At 70.2% G+C, this 16,221-nt stretch carries 15 protein-coding genes and 1 pseudogene; 9 read left to right on the top strand and 7 right to left on the bottom strand.

The genetic code is table 11. The features are described from left to right. Positions 1-32 precede the first annotated feature (32 nt). From OG936_RS17905 to OG936_RS17895, 3 genes are all read left to right on the top strand, one after another. Positions 33-917, top strand: a complete 885-nt coding sequence (locus OG936_RS17905; RefSeq protein ID WP_266906038.1) for an RNA polymerase sigma factor SigF — start codon at positions 33-35, stop codon at positions 915-917. A gap of 236 nt (positions 918-1,153) precedes the next feature. Next, the gene (locus OG936_RS17900) at positions 1,154-2,020 is read left to right on the top strand and encodes an RNA polymerase sigma factor SigF (RefSeq protein ID WP_266747420.1); all 867 of its coding nucleotides are present in this window, start codon (positions 1,154-1,156) and stop codon (positions 2,018-2,020) included. Between the two features lie 67 nt (positions 2,021-2,087). Next, on the top strand, positions 2,088-2,936 hold the full coding sequence (locus OG936_RS17895; protein WP_406495895.1) for a hypothetical protein: 849 nt from the start codon (positions 2,088-2,090) through the stop codon (positions 2,934-2,936). Positions 2,937-2,977: 41 nt separating this feature from the next. Here the strand turns inward: OG936_RS17895 and OG936_RS17890 are convergent, their stop codons facing one another. Next, positions 2,978-3,196 (bottom strand): hypothetical protein, encoded by a 219-nt coding sequence (locus OG936_RS17890; RefSeq protein WP_406495893.1) that lies wholly within the window; start codon positions 3,194-3,196, stop codon positions 2,978-2,980. A gap of 564 nt (positions 3,197-3,760) precedes the next feature. On the opposite strand from OG936_RS17890, the gene OG936_RS17885 reads away from it, so the two are divergent. The 4 genes from OG936_RS17885 to OG936_RS17870 all read left to right on the top strand — a co-directional run bounded on the left by OG936_RS17885 (position 3,761) and on the right by OG936_RS17870 (position 8,400). Further along, positions 3,761-4,282: a MarR family winged helix-turn-helix transcriptional regulator gene (locus tag OG936_RS17885; RefSeq protein WP_406495892.1), complete on the top strand. Its 522-nt coding sequence runs from the start codon at positions 3,761-3,763 to the stop codon at positions 4,280-4,282. Positions 4,283-4,305: 23 nt separating this feature from the next. Then, the gene (locus OG936_RS17880) at positions 4,306-6,828 is read left to right on the top strand and encodes an MFS transporter (protein ID WP_406495890.1); all 2,523 of its coding nucleotides are present in this window, start codon (positions 4,306-4,308) and stop codon (positions 6,826-6,828) included. 318 nt (positions 6,829-7,146) lie between these two features. After that, a complete protein-coding gene (locus OG936_RS17875) occupies positions 7,147-7,962 on the top strand; it encodes a YceI family protein (protein WP_406495889.1) in 816 nt (271 codons plus the stop codon). A gap of 39 nt (positions 7,963-8,001) precedes the next feature. Beyond that, the gene (locus OG936_RS17870; RefSeq protein ID WP_406495887.1) at positions 8,002-8,400 is read left to right on the top strand and encodes a pyridoxamine 5'-phosphate oxidase family protein; all 399 of its coding nucleotides are present in this window, start codon (positions 8,002-8,004) and stop codon (positions 8,398-8,400) included. A gap of 15 nt (positions 8,401-8,415) precedes the next feature. Here OG936_RS17870 and OG936_RS17865 read toward each other — a convergent pair whose 3' ends face one another. Both OG936_RS17865 and OG936_RS17860 read right to left on the bottom strand, forming a co-directional pair. Then, entirely contained in the window at positions 8,416-9,183 is a 768-nt protein-coding gene (locus OG936_RS17865) for a TetR/AcrR family transcriptional regulator (RefSeq protein WP_406495885.1), read from the bottom strand. A gap of 162 nt (positions 9,184-9,345) precedes the next feature. Further along, the gene (locus OG936_RS17860; RefSeq protein ID WP_406495883.1) at positions 9,346-10,875 is read right to left on the bottom strand and encodes an MFS transporter; all 1,530 of its coding nucleotides are present in this window, start codon (positions 10,873-10,875) and stop codon (positions 9,346-9,348) included. 146 nt (positions 10,876-11,021) lie between these two features. Here OG936_RS17860 and OG936_RS17855 point away from each other — a divergent pair, with 146 nt between their 5' ends. Further along, a complete protein-coding gene (locus OG936_RS17855; RefSeq protein ID WP_406495881.1) occupies positions 11,022-11,891 on the top strand; it encodes an endonuclease/exonuclease/phosphatase family protein in 870 nt (289 codons plus the stop codon). Positions 11,892-11,894: 3 nt separating this feature from the next. On the opposite strand, the pseudogene OG936_RS17850 reads toward OG936_RS17855, so the two are convergent. From OG936_RS17850 to OG936_RS17835, 4 genes and pseudogenes are all read right to left on the bottom strand, one after another. Next, positions 11,895-12,245, bottom strand: a pseudogene (locus tag OG936_RS17850) (glycosyl transferase); the annotation flags it as partial. Between the two features lie 46 nt (positions 12,246-12,291). Continuing rightward, a complete protein-coding gene (locus tag OG936_RS17845; protein WP_406495879.1) occupies positions 12,292-13,032 on the bottom strand; it encodes a response regulator transcription factor in 741 nt (246 codons plus the stop codon). 121 nt (positions 13,033-13,153) lie between these two features. Further along, positions 13,154-14,032, bottom strand: coding sequence for an amidohydrolase family protein (locus OG936_RS17840; RefSeq protein WP_406495877.1), 879 nt, complete (start codon positions 14,030-14,032; stop codon positions 13,154-13,156). 134 nt (positions 14,033-14,166) lie between these two features. Next, positions 14,167-15,048, bottom strand: coding sequence for a DUF2797 domain-containing protein (locus tag OG936_RS17835; RefSeq protein ID WP_406500484.1), 882 nt, complete (start codon positions 15,046-15,048; stop codon positions 14,167-14,169). A gap of 211 nt (positions 15,049-15,259) precedes the next feature. Here OG936_RS17835 and sigJ point away from each other — a divergent pair, with 211 nt between their 5' ends. Beyond that, positions 15,260-16,204 carry an RNA polymerase sigma factor SigJ gene (gene sigJ, locus OG936_RS17830; protein ID WP_406495876.1) on the top strand — a complete coding sequence of 315 codons (945 nt, stop codon included), beginning with the start codon at positions 15,260-15,262 and terminating at the stop codon, positions 16,202-16,204. Positions 16,205-16,221 lie beyond the last annotated feature (17 nt).

Here is a 16,221-nt window from a genome sequence, read left to right as displayed (position 1 = left end):
ACCGAAGTTGACCGCAAAGGGGTGGCGTCATCGTGCCGGCCAGTACAGCGCCTCAAGTGCCTCCCCAGACCGTCCAGACCGTCCAGACGGTCCAAGCAGCGCAGACGGTCCAGACCGAGACCCCCGACAGCACCGCGACGACGCCCGGCAGGACCAGGGGCGCGGACACCAGGGCACTCACCCAGGTCCTCTTCGGCCAGCTCAAGAACCTGGAGCCGGGGACTCCGGAACACGGCCGGGTACGGGCCGCACTGATCGAGGCGAACCTGCCCCTCGTGCGGTACGCCGCCGCGCGCTTCCGGAGCCGCAACGAGCCGATGGAGGACGTCGTCCAGGTCGGCACGATCGGTCTGATCAACGCCATCGACCGGTTCGACCCGGAACGCGGCGTCCAGTTCCCGACCTTCGCGATGCCGACCGTCGTGGGCGAGATCAAGCGGTACTTCCGGGACAACGTACGCACCGTCCACGTCCCGCGCAGGCTGCACGAGCTCTGGGTCCAGGTCACCGGCGCCACCGAGGACCTGACGACCGCCCACGGCCGCTCGCCCACCACCGCGGAGATCGCCGAGCGGCTGAGGATCTCCGAGGACGAGGTGCTGGCCTGTATCGAGGCGGGGCGCTCCTACCACGCGACCTCACTGGAGGCCGCCCAGGAGGGCGACGGCCTGCCCGGACTGCTGGACCGGCTCGGATACGAGGACCCGGCCCTCGCCGGGGTCGAGCACCGCGACCTGGTCCGGCACCTGCTCGTACAGCTGCCCGAACGCGAGCAGCGCATCCTGCTGCTGCGCTACTACAGCAACTTGACGCAATCACAGATCAGCGCGGAACTGGGGGTCTCCCAGATGCATGTGTCAAGACTGCTGGCCCGCAGCTTCGCCCGACTTCGATCCGCAAACAGGATCGAGGCCTAACCGGTTCGGGTAGAGCACTCGAAGTCCGGTTCGGATGGCCGGAATTGCGTCACACCCCCCGTTAACTGCACAGATGCCACAAAGACTTGTCGACATGTCACTACAGCGTGTTGCCGACATGTGACATTCTGCGGAAACCGCGTTTGCCGTGGCCCCGCCTCCGGTATTCAGGTGGAGGCTGCGTTCCTCCGAAGGTCGCGGCTCCACGCGACCGTCCGCGACCTCAAGGGGGTGGCATGTCCGCAGAACAGGGCAGCTCGAAGGTGCTCACGCTCACGAAGAGCGCACCCGCACCCGTTGTGCTCACCAGCTCGCCGGAAGCCATCGACACCCGCACTCTGTCCCGCTCGCTGTTCCTGCGGCTCGCCGCGCTGGGGCCCGCACCGGGCCCCGATGGGACGGACAGCCCGGAGCGTGCCTATGTACGGGACACGCTCATCGAGCTCAACCTCCCGCTGGTGCGGTACGCCGCGGCGCGGTTCCGCAGCCGCAACGAGCCGATGGAGGACATCGTCCAGGTCGGCACGATCGGCCTGATCAAGGCGATCGACCGGTTCGACTGCGAACGCGGCGTGGAATTCCCGACGTTCGCGATGCCGACCGTCGTCGGCGAGATCAAACGCTTCTTCCGCGACACCTCGTGGTCCGTGCGCGTCCCGCGCCGGCTCCAGGAGCTGCGCCTCGCGCTGACCAAGACCAGCGACGAGCTCGCCCAGAAGCTCGACCGTTCGCCGACCGTGCCGGAGCTGGCCAAGGCGCTCGGCGTCTCCGAGGAGGACGTGGTCGACGGCCTGGCCGTCGGCAACGCGTACACCGCCTCCTCGCTGGACTCGCCCTCGCCCGAGGACGACGGCGGCGAGGGCTCCCTGGCGGACCGGCTGGGGTACGAGGACTCGGCACTGGAGGGCGTCGAGTACCGCGAATCGCTCAAGCCGCTGCTGGCCAAGCTCCCGCCGCGCGAGCGCCAGATCATCATGCTGCGGTTCTTCGCCAACATGACCCAGTCGCAGATCGGCGAGGAGGTCGGCATCTCGCAGATGCACGTCTCGCGCCTGCTGACCCGTACGCTCGCCCAGCTCAGGGAAGGACTCATCGCCGACTGACCGCCGCGGGCTGCCACACCGCGGCGCGAGACTTCCGATTTGACGGACCGTCAGCCACACTGGCGCGATGCGACGCCATATACGCGACTCGACCGGCCGCCGGGGCACCGTGATCGTCGCCTCGGCGGCCGTGCTGTGTCTGGGCGGCACGCTGGCCGCCTGCGGCGGCGGTACGGCGAACGAAGGCTACGTGGCGGTCGGCGCGGCGGGCACGGGCCCGGAAAGACCGCTTGCCGGGGCGGTGGCGCCGTCCGGGAAGGTGACGCTGGTGCCACTGGACAGGGGCGGCAAGGCCGGCGGGGATACCAAGGACAGCAAGGGCGACAAGGGTAGCCGGAGTGCCGGGGGCCGGGCCGACGGTGACGGCGGGCCCTCGCCGGACACCTCCGCCGACGCCTCCCCCGACGGGGGTACGGGCGCCGTGGACGGCAAAGCCGGCCAAACGCCGGGGGCTCCTGGCACAGCCGGTACGGGCGATGCGGGCAGTACCGGCGGTACGAGCGGCGGAAGCGGAAGCGGCAGTACCGGCGGCTCAGGCGGTACGGGAAGCGGCTCCACGGACCCCGCGCCCCCATACGTACCCGCACCCGGCTCCACCACGCCCGCGGGGCCTGCCGTGCTGGTGGTGGGTGCCCCGGAACGGGCGGCCACGGACGAGCGCTGGTGCGAGAAGGTGACGGTGGGGTTCCGTAACACCGGAGGATCACCGGCGCGGTCGGGGACGGTCACCTTCGCCACGCATGTCATCGGCGGGCTGGGGATCGACTGGGCGACCGTCGAGTCGTCCGCGCCGCTGCCCGCGCCGATCGACGCGGGAGCCGCACGGACGAAGACGTACACCGTCTGCGTGGACGCCTGGCGGGTGCCCCTGGGAATGCATGTCGAGACCCGGGACGTCACCGCCGTATGGAAGTGACGGGTGGAAACGGAAGCGCTACGGGGAAACCGGTGCGCCGGTCAGCCGAGCGCGAGCCAGGCGACCGCTCCGAGGACGACGACCACCGCGACGACCACGGCGATCACTCCGGTCCTCGGTCCGGACGAAGCGGCCGGCTGCTGCCGTCGCTGCGGCTCGCCCTCGTCGACGAAGGCGCGGAACATCTGAGTGCTGCCCGCAGGGTCGTTGTTGCCCTCGGGGCCCTGGGGGTTGCCATTTACCGGCGGCTGATTACGCATGGATACGTTCCCACTCGATCGGGTGAAGTGCTCGTCGGATACTGCGATATGAAGCCTGTGGAACTGTAGCGTCGTCACGTGCGAGAGGGTCCTGCGGCCAACGCTCGACCCCTCTCGCACCAGGGACTCTGCCCGCCGCGGGCTGGATCACACGCGTGGCGCGTGACGCCACCGCGGTGCGAAAGCGGAGAACCAGGTCATCCAAGACCGTTCGGGATGGCCCGCCAGACGCACAGCTCCTCGCGCCGGGCGCCAAGGAACGGTTGTGTGCCATGGGTCAGGACCCTAGCGGTCCGGCGGCACCTCGTGCCCTACAGGGCGACGGCCCGGCCTCGAGCAACACTCGGGCCTACTGCCGTTTCGGGGCCACCGTCCACGCCTCCGGTGTGGCACGAGACACACCCGCCACACCGGCCCCCCACACGCTGGGCGTTTGACCCGAGCCCTACGCAGCCTTTTGCCTTCCTTTACTTCTGCAAGCCCTTTTTCGTTTGCCTTCAGCAACCAACGGCTTCTATGGTTGCCCTAAGCAACAAGATGAACTATGGGATGTCTGGGGGGCCCGTGGCCGTACGAGGTCAGTACGAAGAACTGGCCCGGCACCTCAGCGCCGTCGGAGCCGTCAAGCGGGGTCTCGCCCGCATATTGCCCCCCGAATGCCCCGCCGGCTCCGCCGCCGTACTGGCTCTCCTCCGCGACCACGGCGAAATGCGGATCAGCAGGCTGGCCGAGCTGATGTCCATCGATATGTCCGTGACCAGTCGCCATGTCGCCCATGTGGCAGAGCGCGGCTGGATCGAGCGGTCCTCGGACCCGGCGGACAAGCGGTCCCGCATCCTGCGGCTGACCCCTGCCGGACGCGACCTCCTCATCGATCTGAACCAGCGGGTCACGGAACTGTTCGTCCACAACCTCTCCGACTGGTCCGACGACGAAGTCGGACAGCTCAACACGCTGCTCGCCCGGCTGCGCACCAGTTTCGCCTGCCGCGGCCCCGGGGGGTGCGCCCCCGGAAAGCACATCGGCGACTGCCGTCCGCGGCCCGCCGACAGCGACAACGACCTGCACACCCGTACACCTGTGTAACAGAAGCAAAGACAAGGAACTCAATGGCTACGACCACACCAGCCGGTGTGCGGGGCGGCCACGCCAAGCACGGGGGATCGTCCGACACCCCGTCCGGCGTGCCGATGACACACCGTCAGATCATGGAAGCGCTGGCCGGGCTGATGCTCGGTATGTTTGTCGCGATCCTGTCGTCGACGGTCGTCTCCAACGCCCTCCCGGAGATCATCTCCGACCTCGGCGGCGGCCAGAGCGCCTACACGTGGGTCGTCACGGCCTCGCTGCTGGCCATGACCGCCACCACCCCCTTGTGGGGCAAGCTCTCCGACCTGTTCAGCAAGAAGCTGCTGGTCCAGATAGCGCTCCTCATCTACGTCGCGGGCTCGGTCGTCGCCGGTCTCTCGACCAGCAGCGGCATGCTGATCGCCTGCCGTGTCGTCCAGGGCATCGGCGTCGGCGGTCTCTCCGCCCTCGCGCAGATCGTGATGGCCGCGATGATCGCCCCGCGTGAGCGCGGTCGCTACAGCGGATACATCGGTGCGGTGTTCGCCGTCGCCACCGTCGGTGGTCCGCTGCTCGGCGGTGTCATCACCGACACCAGCTGGATGGGCTGGCGCTGGTGCTTCTACGTCGGTGTGCCGTTCGCCGTCATCGCGCTGATCGTGCTCCAGAAGACCCTGAAGCTCCCGGTCGTGAAGCGTGAGGTCAAGGTCGACTGGACCGGCGCGTTCTTCATCAGCGCCGCCGTGTCGCTGCTGCTCCTCTGGGTCACCTTCGCGGGCGACAAGTACGACTGGCTGTCCTGGCAGAGCGGCCTGATGCTCATCGGTTCCGCCGCTCTGGCACTGCTCTTCATCGTCGTCGAGTCCAAGGCCAGCGAGCCGATCATCCCGCTGCGCCTCTTCCGTAACCGCACCATCACGCTGGCCTCGCTGGCCTCGCTGTTCGTCGGTATCGCGATGTTCGCGGGCACCGTCTTCTTCAGCCAGTACTTCCAGCTGGCGCGCGGCAAGTCGCCGACGATGTCCGGTGTCATGACGATCCCGATGATCGCGGGTCTGTTCGTCTCCTCGACGGTCTCGGGCCAGATCATCACCAGGACCGGCCGCTGGAAGGCCTGGCTGGTCAGCGGTGGCTTCCTGGTCACCGCCGGGCTCGGACTGCTGGGCACCATCCGGTACGACACCACGTACTGGCACATCGCGGTCTTCATGGCCGTCATGGGCCTCGGCATCGGCATGATGATGCAGAACCTGGTGCTCGCCACGCAGAACCAGGTCGCTCCGTCCGACCTCGGCTCGGCCAGCTCCGTCGTCACCTTCTTCCGTTCCCTCGGTGGTGCGATCGGCGTCTCGGCGCTGGGCGCCGTCATGGCGAACCGCGTCACCCACTACGTCAAGGACGGTCTCGCGGAGCTCGGCCCCAAGGGCGAGGCCATGGGCCACGGTGGCACCGGCGGCGGGGGCATCCCCGACGTGCACGCGCTGCCCGAACCGTTCCGTACGGTCGTGGAGAGCGCCTACGGGCACGGTGTCGGCGATGTCTTCCTCTACGCCGCCCCGGCCGCGCTGATCGCCTTCCTGATCACGATCTTCATCAAGGAGGTCGCGCTGAAGACGACCGCCGTGAGCGACGCCCCGGCCACGGCCGAGGCCCCCGTCGCGGAGACGGTCGAGGCCCCGGCCACCGTTCCGTCCTCCCCGGTGGTGTCCCAGGCCGCATCGGTCTCCACCCTGGAAGCCCCCGTCGCCACCCTGGAAGCCCCCGTCGCCACCCTGGAAGCCCCCGTCGCCACCCTGCAGGGCACCGCCGTGCACGGTGTGGTGCGCGGCGCCGAGGGTGCACCCGTCGCTCGGGCCGCCGTCACGCTGATCTCGCTGGCCGGCCGGCAGCTGGGGCGCTCCATCGCCCAGGCCGACGGCAGCTACGGTCTGGACGCGCCGGGCTCCGGCTCCTACGTCCTGATCGCGTCCGCCGACGGCTTCCAGCCGCAGGCGTCCACCGTGGTCGTCGGTGACGCGCCGCTCTCGTACGACATCCTGCTCTCCGGTACGAGCGGCCTGGCCGGGATCGTGCGGACCGCCGAGACCGCCGCGCCCGTCGAGGGTGCCATGGTCATCGTGACCGATGTGCGCGGCGACGTGCTGGCCACCGGCAAGTCCGGTGGGACGGGCGAGTTCGCCTTCGGTGAGCTGATCCCCGGTTCGGTGACCGTCGCGGTGAACGCCGCCGGGTTCCGTCCGCTGGCACTGCCGGTGGAGATCGGCAGCCAAGGCGTCACCCGGATCGAGGCCGCGCTGCGGTCCGGTGCGCTGGTGCAGGGTGTCGTACGGGCCGGTTCCGGCCGACGGCCGCTGCCGGACGCGCGGGTCACACTCGTCGACGCGGCGGGCAATGCGGTCGCCACCTCGACGACCGGGGAGGACGGGGCGTACGCCTTCACCGACCTGGACGCGGGCGAGTACTCGGTCATCGCGACCGGCTACCCGCCGATGGCCGGCGCACTGACCGTGGCCGGTCGCGGGGTCGACGGCCACGACATCGAGCTCGCCCACCCCGGCGAGTAAACGATCTCGCCCACGATTGGCAGGGGGAGAAGGAGCGGTGTCCGAGGCCTTCGAATCCAAGGCGGAGGAGGGAGTCGACGCGGAGCGTCGGCGACTGACGACAACGCCGGAGGCGGAGGTCCCAGACACCGCGACGCCGCTGACAATCGTGGGCAAGGTCGTAACCACAGACCCCTGGCGGGTCGGCGTATCGAGCGGAGACGCTGTACCGGCCGGTGGAAATGGGCCCCGGTGGTGGGGACGGCAGGCAGGGGACGGCCTGCCGTCCCCGCCCCGGGGCCCGACTCATTGAGTCATTGAGCAAGGAGAGAAAACGGGATGGGACTTCGCGCACAGGTACGTACGCGGGACGGCTGGGCGGTCCAGCACGCGGTCGTGACGGTCACCGACATGACCGGCACGCAGGTGCTGCGGGCCGCCGCCGACGAGGACGGGGCGGTGCGGACCGACACCCCGCTGCAGGCCGGCGCGTACACGGTGATCGTCACGGCGGTCGGGTACGCCCCCGCCGCCTCCACCGCCCTCGTCACGGCGAGCGGGCGGGTCGAGGCCGGCACGGTGGTGCTGGCCCGCCAGGGCGGCGTGGAGCTGCCGCCGCCGGGCGCCTGGTCGCTGGACCCGGCGCACTGCTCGGTGGGCGCGGTCGCGCAGCACCTGGGGATCTCCAGCGTGCGCGGCCGGTTCACCGAGTTCGGCGGCCGGATCGAGATCGCCGAGGACGTACCGCAGTCACGGGTCGACGCCGTCATCAGCGCGGCCAGCATCGACACCGGCAACGGCATGCGCGACAAGCACCTGCGCTCGCCGGACTTCCTGGACACGGACCGCTTCCCGGAGATCACGTACCGCTCGAGCGGGCTGACCCCGGCGGGCCCCGACCGCTGGCTGGTCCACGGCGAGCTGACGATGCACGGCATCGTGCGCCCCGTCGACCTGAACCTGAGCTACCTCGGGACGGGCCCGGACCCGTGGGGCGGGGTGCGCGCGGCGTTCCACGCGACGGCGGAGCTGCGCCGCGGGGACTTCGCCATGAACTACAACCAGGTGGTGCAGGCGGGCATCTCCGCGATCGGCACGACGCTGCGGGTGGAGCTCGACATCCAGGCCGTGCAGGGCGAGTCCCTGCCGTCGTAGTCCGCGGACACGGCACCCCGCATCGCTACGAACACCGCCGTGGAACTCAACGCGTTGCCGGCTTTCGTACGGCCCAGGCACCGGGCGATCCCGCTGACCACCCGGTCCGACGGCCGCCCCCAGGGCTCGCCGCTGACCTGCGGCGTCGACGGCGCGGGCCGGATCTTCGTCCCGGCCCACCCCGAAAGGGCCAGGGCCCGCAACGCGAAACGGGACCCCAGGGCCAGCGTGATCGTGCTGTCCGACGACCACGTGTTCCGGCGCCGGGCCTGCTCGCGCGGTGACCGGTGCCGGCAGCTGCCCCGTACGGTGATCACCTCGCACTCCGCGGGCATCACGGCGGACGAGGACATCGTCATGGACTTCGCGGCGTGCTGGGAGGCGATGGCGGCGCGGCAGGTGCCGGACACGGCCGTGGACGTGGGGCGCGGGTACTGAGGGACGAGCGAGGCCTCAGTGGCTCTCGCGGTCCCGCATCGCCTCGATGCCCGCGATCAGCAGGTCCAGGGCGAAGGTGAAGTCCCGGTCGCGCATCTCCTCGACCGTGTCGCCGCCGCGGGCGTCCATCAGGTCCTGCGAGTCCTCGACGATCCGGCTGAGCTGCGGCTGGCTCCGGATGGCGCCCAGCGCCTGCTGGAAGAACTCGTCCTGGCTGAGACCCGTTTCCGCGCTGCGCTGCACGAAGTGGGCCTCGATGGTGCCGAATCCGTAGACGAACTGGAAGACCGCGGAGAGCGCGCCGGTCTGCTGGTGCAACGGCAGCCCGGTCGCCCGGATCACGTCCTGGATGGCGTGCGAGAACAGCATCGAGTACGGGCCCATGTTGAGGAAATGACCGGCGAGCGGTGACGCCCAGACATGGCGGACCAGCAGTTCCCGGTAGGAGACGGCAAGTTCGCGCAGCCGGTCGTGCCAGTGCGCGTCCTCGCGAGGGGGCGCGATCTCGCGGTAGACCGAGTCGAGGGCCAGCTCCAGCAGATCGTCCTTGGTGTCCACGTACCAGTAGAGGGACATCGCGGTGACATCCAACTCGGCAGCGAGCCGGCGCATGGAGAACTTGGCGAGGCCCTCGGCGTCCAGCAGCCGGACCGAAGCCGCCGTGATCTTCTCCCGGTCGAGGCCGGCCGGCTGGTCCGGTTTACGGGCGCGCGACGGTGTCCGCTGTTCCAGCCACACGCTGGTCCTGGCAGGGTTCTTCACACGGTCGGCCGCGGACACCATGGCGCACTCTCCTCGTCTTGCCACCGGGGCGGATCGGATCGGATACGTAGCTTCCGCGCGCCCTTCGCGCGCACGACCAGCTGTGTACCTGCCCGTACGGCCCGGTTGCGTACCTGCGCACCCGACGCGGATTCGTACGGTCCGATGCGCCCCGCCTCGATGCTATGCCGCCGTCTCGGCCCCGGCCGATTCCGCCCGGGCGGATTCCCCCTGCTCCGCACGGCGCAGGAGCGCCGCGGCCAGCAGGCCGCCCGCCAGTACCGCCACCGCCCCGACTAGCTGGCTGGTCTCCAGTCCCGAGGCGAAGGCGTCCGTGATCCGCGCCCGCTCGCCGGCATCGGTGGCCGAGGCCAGTGCGGCGGGCAGCGAGGCGGCCCCGACTACCGCCGGCACGAGCGCCGCGAACCGGGAGTTCAGCACCGCGCCGAGCACGGCGACCCCGAGCCCGTTTCCGAACTCGGCGAGCGTGCCGTTGACCCCGGCGCCCACGCCCGCCTTCTCCGGCGGAATGGCGCTCATGATCGCGTTGGCCATCGCGGGCATGGCGAGCGCGATGCCCGCGCCCATCACGACCAGGCCGAGCAGCATGCCGCCGTAGCCGTTGCCGCCGAGCAGCGCGATCGCGGCGAGTCCGGCGGCCAGCAGGCTCATGCCGGCCGCGATGGTGACGGGCGTGCCAAGCCTGGGCACCAGCCTGGCGCCCAGTCCGGTGAGGTTCAGGGCGACGACGCTCAGCGCCAGCGGAGCCGTACGCAGACCGGCCTCCAGCGGCCCGAAGCCGAGGACGAACTGGAGCTGCTGGGTGAGCAGGAACAGCGAGCCGCCCATCCCGAAGGCGACCAGGATCGCGCCTGCGACCGCGCCGATGAACTTCTGGTTCCGGAAGAAGTGCATGTCCAGCATCGGGTACGGGATGTGCAGCTCCCACAGCACGAACCCGGTCAGTACGGCGACCCCGACGAAGGCGGTCAGCAGCACCTGGCCCGACGCCCAGCCGTGCTCCGGACCGGAGATGATCGCGTAGACGACGGACGCCATGCCGATGGTGGAGAGCAGCGCGCCCAGCAGGTCGGGGCGCTCACTGCTGGGGGTCTTGAACTCCGGGACGAGGCGGGCCACGGCGACCAGGCCGATGACCGCGACCGGGATGTTGATCAGGAAGATCGCGCCCCACCAGAAGTGATCGAGCATCACGCCACCGATCAGCGGACCGACTGCGAAGCCGAGCGAGCTGACGGTCGACCAGATGCCGATCGCCTTGACCCGCTCGGAGTCGTCGAAGATCTGCACGACGACGGCCAGGGTCGTCGTCAGCAGCAGCGCACCGCCGATGCCCATGCCCGCGCGGGCGGCGATCAGCTGCGCGGACGACTGGGCGAGTCCGGCCACCAGCGAACCGATGCCGAACAGGGCGAGCCCCGCGATGAGCATCTTCTTGCGGCCGTAGCGGTCGGCGGAACTGCCGGCCGTGAGCAGCAGACCCGACTGGACCAGCGAATAGGCACTGATCATCCACTGCACGTCGGCGGTGGAGGCGTCCAGCTCCCGGGTGAGGGAGGGGATCGCCACGTTGAGCACGGTGTTGTCGAGCAGCACGGTGAGCTGGGCGAGGCAGATGACGCCGAGAATCAGCCAGCGTTGCGGGTGGCTCGGCGGCGAGAGGCGGTGCTGCTCGGCGGCGGTCGCCGTCATGCGGACTCCTGATCCTGGGTTCTTATACGGTGTACAGGCGCAAGACATACACCGTATAGCTCGCCTCATACGGTGTACAACTCATTTTCGCGCGGTACCGTGCTCGCCGCTGATCCGACAGCTGATCCGACAAAGGCTGGAGTGGTATGTCACTGCGTCGTCGTACGGTGGTCGCTCTCATCGCAGCGGGCCTCTCGGGGGCCGCCCTCGCACCTCCCGCATCGGCCGCCGGGCAGGGACCCGCGGTGCCGCTGCGCGTGGTCACGTACAACATCCATGCGGGCGCCGGCATGGACAACGTCTTCGATCTCGACCGGCAGACGGCCGAACTGCGCGCGCTGGACGCCGATGTGATCGGGCTCCAGGAGGTCGACGTCCACTGGGGCACCCGCAGCGAGTGGCGCGATCTGGCGGGTGAGCTGGCCGAGCGGCTGCACATGTACGTCTCGTTCGCCCCGATCTACAGCCTCGATCCGACGGAACCCGGTGCGCCCCGGCGCGAATTCGGGGTCGCGGTGCTGTCCAGGCACCGGATCGTGAGCGCCGAGAACCACGAGATCACCCGGCTCTCCACCCAGGACCCGAACCCGGTACCGGCCCTCGCGCCCGGCTTCGGCGAGGTGGTCCTGCGGGTGAAGGGGCTGCCCGTGCATGTGTATGTGACGCATCTCGACTACCGCGCCGACCCGTCCGTACGGGCCGCCCAGGTCGCCGACACCCGCCGGATCATGGCGCAGGACGCGGCACCGGGAGCCGGGGCGGCGCGGCAGCAGGTGCGGCAGATCCTGCTCGGCGACTTCAACGCGGCACCGGCCGCTCCCGAACTCGCCCCGCTGTGGAAGGAACTGACGGACATCGAGCCCGGCGGGCCGACGTACCCGGCGCAGGATCCGGTGCAGCGGATCGACTACGTGGCGGTCTCGAAGGATTCCGTACGGGTACGCGACGCGGCGGTGGCCGAGACGCTCGCCTCGGACCACCGCCCGGTTGTCGCGGATCTGCTGCAGCGGCGCTGAGCCTCAGCCGGTCTTCGGCCGGGTCAGGTCGTAGAAGGTGGCGCTGCCGGCCATGACCTTCTCGAAGTAGTCCTCCACCCAGGAGGAGATCTGCGAGGAGGTGCCGCTGTTGGCGCCGCCCCCGCCCCTTGCGCCCGCGACGAAGGAGTGGATCCTGCCGTCCTCGACGTACTTCTGGAACGGGGAGAGCGTCGGGGACGGGCCGCTTCCTTTGAAGCCGCAGATCGCCATCACCGTGTCTCCGGTGGCGAGTTGGCAGCTCGCGGCGTTCTGCGAACCGATGGCGGCGGCGGCCCAGGTGCAGTCCCCGGCGTTCTTCTCCAGGAGCTTCCTGCCCTCGGTGCCGACGGACGAATTCACCGGCTCGTTCACCGGCCCATCCACCGGGCTATTCACCGGGCTATTCACCGGGCTTGATGAGATACCCCGCCCCGCGCCGGGTGTGAATCATCGGCGACCGTCCGGCGTCGATCTTCTTGCGCAGATACGAGATGTACAGCTCGACGACGTTCGCCTGCCCGCCGAAGTCGTAGTTCCACACCCGGTCGAGGATCTGCGCCTTGCTCAGCACCCGCCGCGGATTGCGCATCAGGAAGCGCAGCAACTCGAACTCGGTCGCGGTGAGGTGGATGGACGTACCGCCCCGGCTGACCTCGTGGCTGTCCTCGTCCAGCGCCAGATCGCCGACGACGAGCGTCGACTCGCTGTGTACGGCCGCCGTAGCGGAGCGCCGGATCAGCCCGCGCAGCCGCGCCACGACCTCCTCCAGGCTGAACGGCTTGGTGACGTAGTCGTCGCCGCCCGCCGTGAGCCCCGCGATCCGGTCCTCCACCGCGTCACGCGCGGTCAGGAACAGCACCGGGACCTCGGACAGCTCCCGCCGCAGCCTGCCGAGCACGGCGACCCCGTCCGTGTCGGGCAGCATCACATCGAGGATCACCACGTCGGGCCGGAAGTCGCGCGCCATGCGTACGGCACCGGCCCCGTCCCCGGCGCTGCGCACCTCCCAGCCCTCGTAACGCAACGCCATGGAGAGCAGCTCGGCGAGCGGAGCCTCGTCGTCCACCACGAGCACACGGACGGGGGTGCGGTTTGCCCTCAGCAGTTCGGTACGCCCCTGGGGCGAGGTCGTCGTCGTCATGGCCCCACCCTGTGAGGCTCCTCTGAGAGGGCTCTTTCCCGATTCTGTGAATTCCCTGAGAAAACGCCCCTCCGCGGCCTTCCACCACCCGCCGGCGCCCTCCAGCCCCTCCAGTCCCCCTTCACCTCACGTCGAACAACACGCTCGCGTTGCCGTGACAGACCGCCCGCAGCCAGTCGTCCCCCAACTCCAGCCGTTCCAGGGCGTGCAGCTGATGCGCATACGGATACGGAATGTTCGGAAAGTCCGTACCCAGCAGAATCCGGTCCCCGAGCGCCGCGAGCCGCCCCCGCTCGGCCACCGGAAACGGCATGAAGTCCTCCGTGAAGTCGGTGAAGGCCATCGTCGTATCGAGCCGTACCTCCGGGTACGTCTCCGCCAGCGCCAGGAACTCCGCGTACTCCGGCATCCCCATGTGCGCCACGATCAGCCGCAGCCGCGGATGCCGGGCGAGCAGCCGGCCGACCGGTTCGGGCCCCGTGTGCTTGCCGGGCGCCGGCCCCGAGCCGCAGTGCATCACCACCGGCACCCCGGCCTCCGCGAGCAGCCCCCACACCGGCTCCAGCAGCGGGTCGTTGGCGTCGTACGCGCCCACCTGGACGTGCGACTTGAAGACCCGCGCCCCCGCCTCCACGGCCTCGCGCACGTACCGCTCCACGCCCTCCTCCGGGAAGAACGTCGCGGTGTGCAGGCAGTCCGGCACCCGGTGCGCGAAGTCGGCCGCCCAGCCGTTCAGCCAGGCCGCCATCCCCGCCTTGTGCGGGTAGAGCATCGAGGTGAACCGGAGCACGCCGAACGAGCGCAGCAGCGCGAGGCGTTCGTCCTCGTCGTGCCGGTACTCGATCGGCCACTCCATTCCGGTCAGCGGCCCTGCGGAGTCGAAGTACGCCCAGACCTTGCGCAGCACCCGATCCGGCATGAAGTGCGTATGGACATCAATGATCCCGGGCAGCCCCAGCTGTTCCCGGAACCGCACGACGTCGTCCGCGTCACCACTCATCACGCGCCCCTTTCACCGCCCGGCCCCGACGATTCCCGCGTCCGTCCCGACGATTCCGATGTCCGGCCCGACGATTCCGACCATCCGGCCCGACGATTCCACCCTGAAGATTCCAACCATCCGGCCCGACGATCTCAGAACAGCCCGCCCTGCACGCCGCCGCCCCCGATGCCGGCCACCGGCACGCCCACTTGGGCCCGCGCGTCGGCGCCCGCCAGTTCCCAGCCGGTCATCAGCCGGGTGTCCAGCACCACGACCCCGTGCGTCGCCGTCTCCAGATGCAGATCGGGCCCGGCCGCCGCCACCAGCCGTCCCGCGACCACACCCCCGTCCACCAACTCGGTGACCGCCCAGGCCACCTCGACCGCGCCGTCCAGCCCGAACACCCCGGCGTGATCGACCGCCTCGAACGGCAACCGCTCCAATGACTCCGGCCACCCGGCCCCCTCCAGCGCCGCAGCCCGCGCGTAGAGCTCCGCAACCTCGGCACGCCGCTCCGCCGCCCCCGGCAGCGCCGCGCGCACGGCCCGCTTCCTGGCGTACGGAATCCGGTCCGGCACCCCGAGGGCCGACCGCAGCAGCTCCTCGGTCCGCCGCGCCGCCATCAACGGCCCCCGTCCCAGCCAGCTGAACACCACGGCCCCCTGCTCCCGCAACCGCGCCGCCTCCCGCTCCTCGGCGGTGATCCCGACCTTCACCATCCCCGGCCCGAACCAGGCGAGATATACGCGGTACGTCCGGGGGTCGTCGGCGATCGTGTCGGCGGCCACCGAATGCGCCCGGTCCAGCCGCGCACAGTCCGGGCACCGCGCCCCCGTGCTCCGCCCCGCCACCACGGCCGCCACCGGACACGCGTTCCCGCGCGCCCCGACACAGTGCCGCCGCCCGACGGCCCGGAACCCGAGCTCCGTCCCGTACGCCGGCGCACTCACCCGCACGCCCCCGCCCCGCCGCCACCCCAGCACGGGCACCCCCTGCGCATCCGGCCACCGCAGCCCGGTGCACTGCCACCCCATGCACCCCATGCGTGAACTCCCGGATTCCGATGCCTGCGGGGAAAGCCAAGAGGCCCCCGGCCGACGGCGGATACGAGGAGCCCATACCACTATGCACTCGGCAGGATTCGAACCGAATGGCGCAGAGCCGCAGCCCATGCCTGTCGCGCGCCGTGAGAGCTAGTGCCGCGACGGGGCAAAGCTTGCCGGGAGGGGCACTAGAATCCGGGCCATGGCTCCGACCGTGAACCACATGGACCGGTTCGAGGCCTCCATGCCCCGCCTGGAGGCCATCGCCTACCGCCTCCTCGGCTCCGCGAGCGATGCCGAGGACGCCGTGCAGGACACGTTCCTGCGCTGGCAGGCCGCCGACATCGACCGCATCGAGGTCCCCGAGGCCTGGCTGACGAAGGTCCTCACCAACCTGTGCCTCAACCAGCTCACCTCGGCCCGCGCCCGGCGCGAGACCTATGTGGGCCAATGGCTGCCCGAGCCGCTGCTCGCCGGGGACCCGATGCTCGGCCCTGCCGACACCGCCGAGCAGCGCGAATCGGTCTCGTACGCCGTCCTCGCCCTCATGGAGCGCCTCTCCCCCAACGAGCGGGTGGTGTACGTGCTGCGGGAGGCCTTCGACTACCCGCACCGGAAGATCGCGGAGATCCTCGACATCACCGAGGCCGCCGGCCAGCAGATCTTCCACCGCGCCAAGAAGCACGTCGCGGACGGCAAGACCCGCACCGAGATCGACGAGGCCGCCGCCCGGCGGATCGTCGAGGAGTTCCTCGCGGCCGCCACCAGCGGCCGGACCGAGCCGCTCGTGCGGCTGCTCACCGAAGACGCCCTCTCGATCGGCGACGGCGGCGGGAAGGTCCCGGCCCGTGCCAAGGCGTTCGAGGGCGCCCTCGCGGTCGCGAAGTTCATGCGGGGCCTGTTCAAACCCGGCAAGGCCAAGCGCGCCATCGCCGGCGGCTCCCCCGAGATCTACGCCACGACCGCCAACGGCGCCCCCGCCGTCGTGGCGGTCGTCGACGGCCGGGTCATCGGCGTCATGTGCCTGGAGGTCACCGCCGACGGCATCGCCGCGTTCCGCAACCAGGTCAATCCCGACAAGCTCGAACGCGCGACCCGGCGATGGGCGGCCGCCGACCACGGGGAACCCCTGTTCCACGCCTTCTGACCCCGATGTGAGGTGCC

The organism is Streptomyces sp. NBC_00846, from assembly GCF_045207325.1.
In the GTDB taxonomy this organism is placed as follows: Bacteria; Actinomycetota; Actinomycetes; order Streptomycetales; family Streptomycetaceae; genus Streptomyces.
Note: the sequence above shows the minus strand (reverse complement) of the source record. Positions and strands in the feature narration are given on the sequence as shown.

What these genes read in the sequence shown, in the direction of transcription:
- OG936_RS17900 (WP_266747420.1), top strand. Translation starts at nt 1,154, where the DNA reads ATGTCCGCAGAACAGGGCAGCTCGAAGGTGCTCACGCTCACGAAGAGC.
- OG936_RS17895 (WP_406495895.1), top strand. Translation starts at nt 2,088, where the DNA reads ATGCGACGCCATATACGCGACTCGACCGGCCGCCGGGGCACCGTGATC.
- OG936_RS17890 (WP_406495893.1), bottom strand. Translation starts at nt 3,196, where the DNA reads ATGCGTAATCAGCCGCCGGTAAATGGCAACCCCCAGGGCCCCGAGGGC.
- OG936_RS17880 (WP_406495890.1), top strand. Translation starts at nt 4,306, where the DNA reads ATGGCTACGACCACACCAGCCGGTGTGCGGGGCGGCCACGCCAAGCAC.
- OG936_RS17875 (WP_406495889.1), top strand. Translation starts at nt 7,147, where the DNA reads ATGGGACTTCGCGCACAGGTACGTACGCGGGACGGCTGGGCGGTCCAG.
- OG936_RS17865 (WP_406495885.1), bottom strand. Translation starts at nt 9,183, where the DNA reads ATGGTGTCCGCGGCCGACCGTGTGAAGAACCCTGCCAGGACCAGCGTG.
- OG936_RS17860 (WP_406495883.1), bottom strand. Translation starts at nt 10,875, where the DNA reads ATGACGGCGACCGCCGCCGAGCAGCACCGCCTCTCGCCGCCGAGCCAC.
- OG936_RS17855 (WP_406495881.1), top strand. Translation starts at nt 11,022, where the DNA reads ATGTCACTGCGTCGTCGTACGGTGGTCGCTCTCATCGCAGCGGGCCTC.
- OG936_RS17845 (WP_406495879.1), bottom strand. Translation starts at nt 13,032, where the DNA reads ATGACGACGACGACCTCGCCCCAGGGGCGTACCGAACTGCTGAGGGCA.
- OG936_RS17840 (WP_406495877.1), bottom strand. Translation starts at nt 14,032, where the DNA reads ATGAGTGGTGACGCGGACGACGTCGTGCGGTTCCGGGAACAGCTGGGG.
- OG936_RS17835 (WP_406500484.1), bottom strand. Translation starts at nt 15,048, where the DNA reads ATGGGGTGGCAGTGCACCGGGCTGCGGTGGCCGGATGCGCAGGGGGTG.
- sigJ (WP_406495876.1), top strand. Translation starts at nt 15,260, where the DNA reads ATGGCTCCGACCGTGAACCACATGGACCGGTTCGAGGCCTCCATGCCC.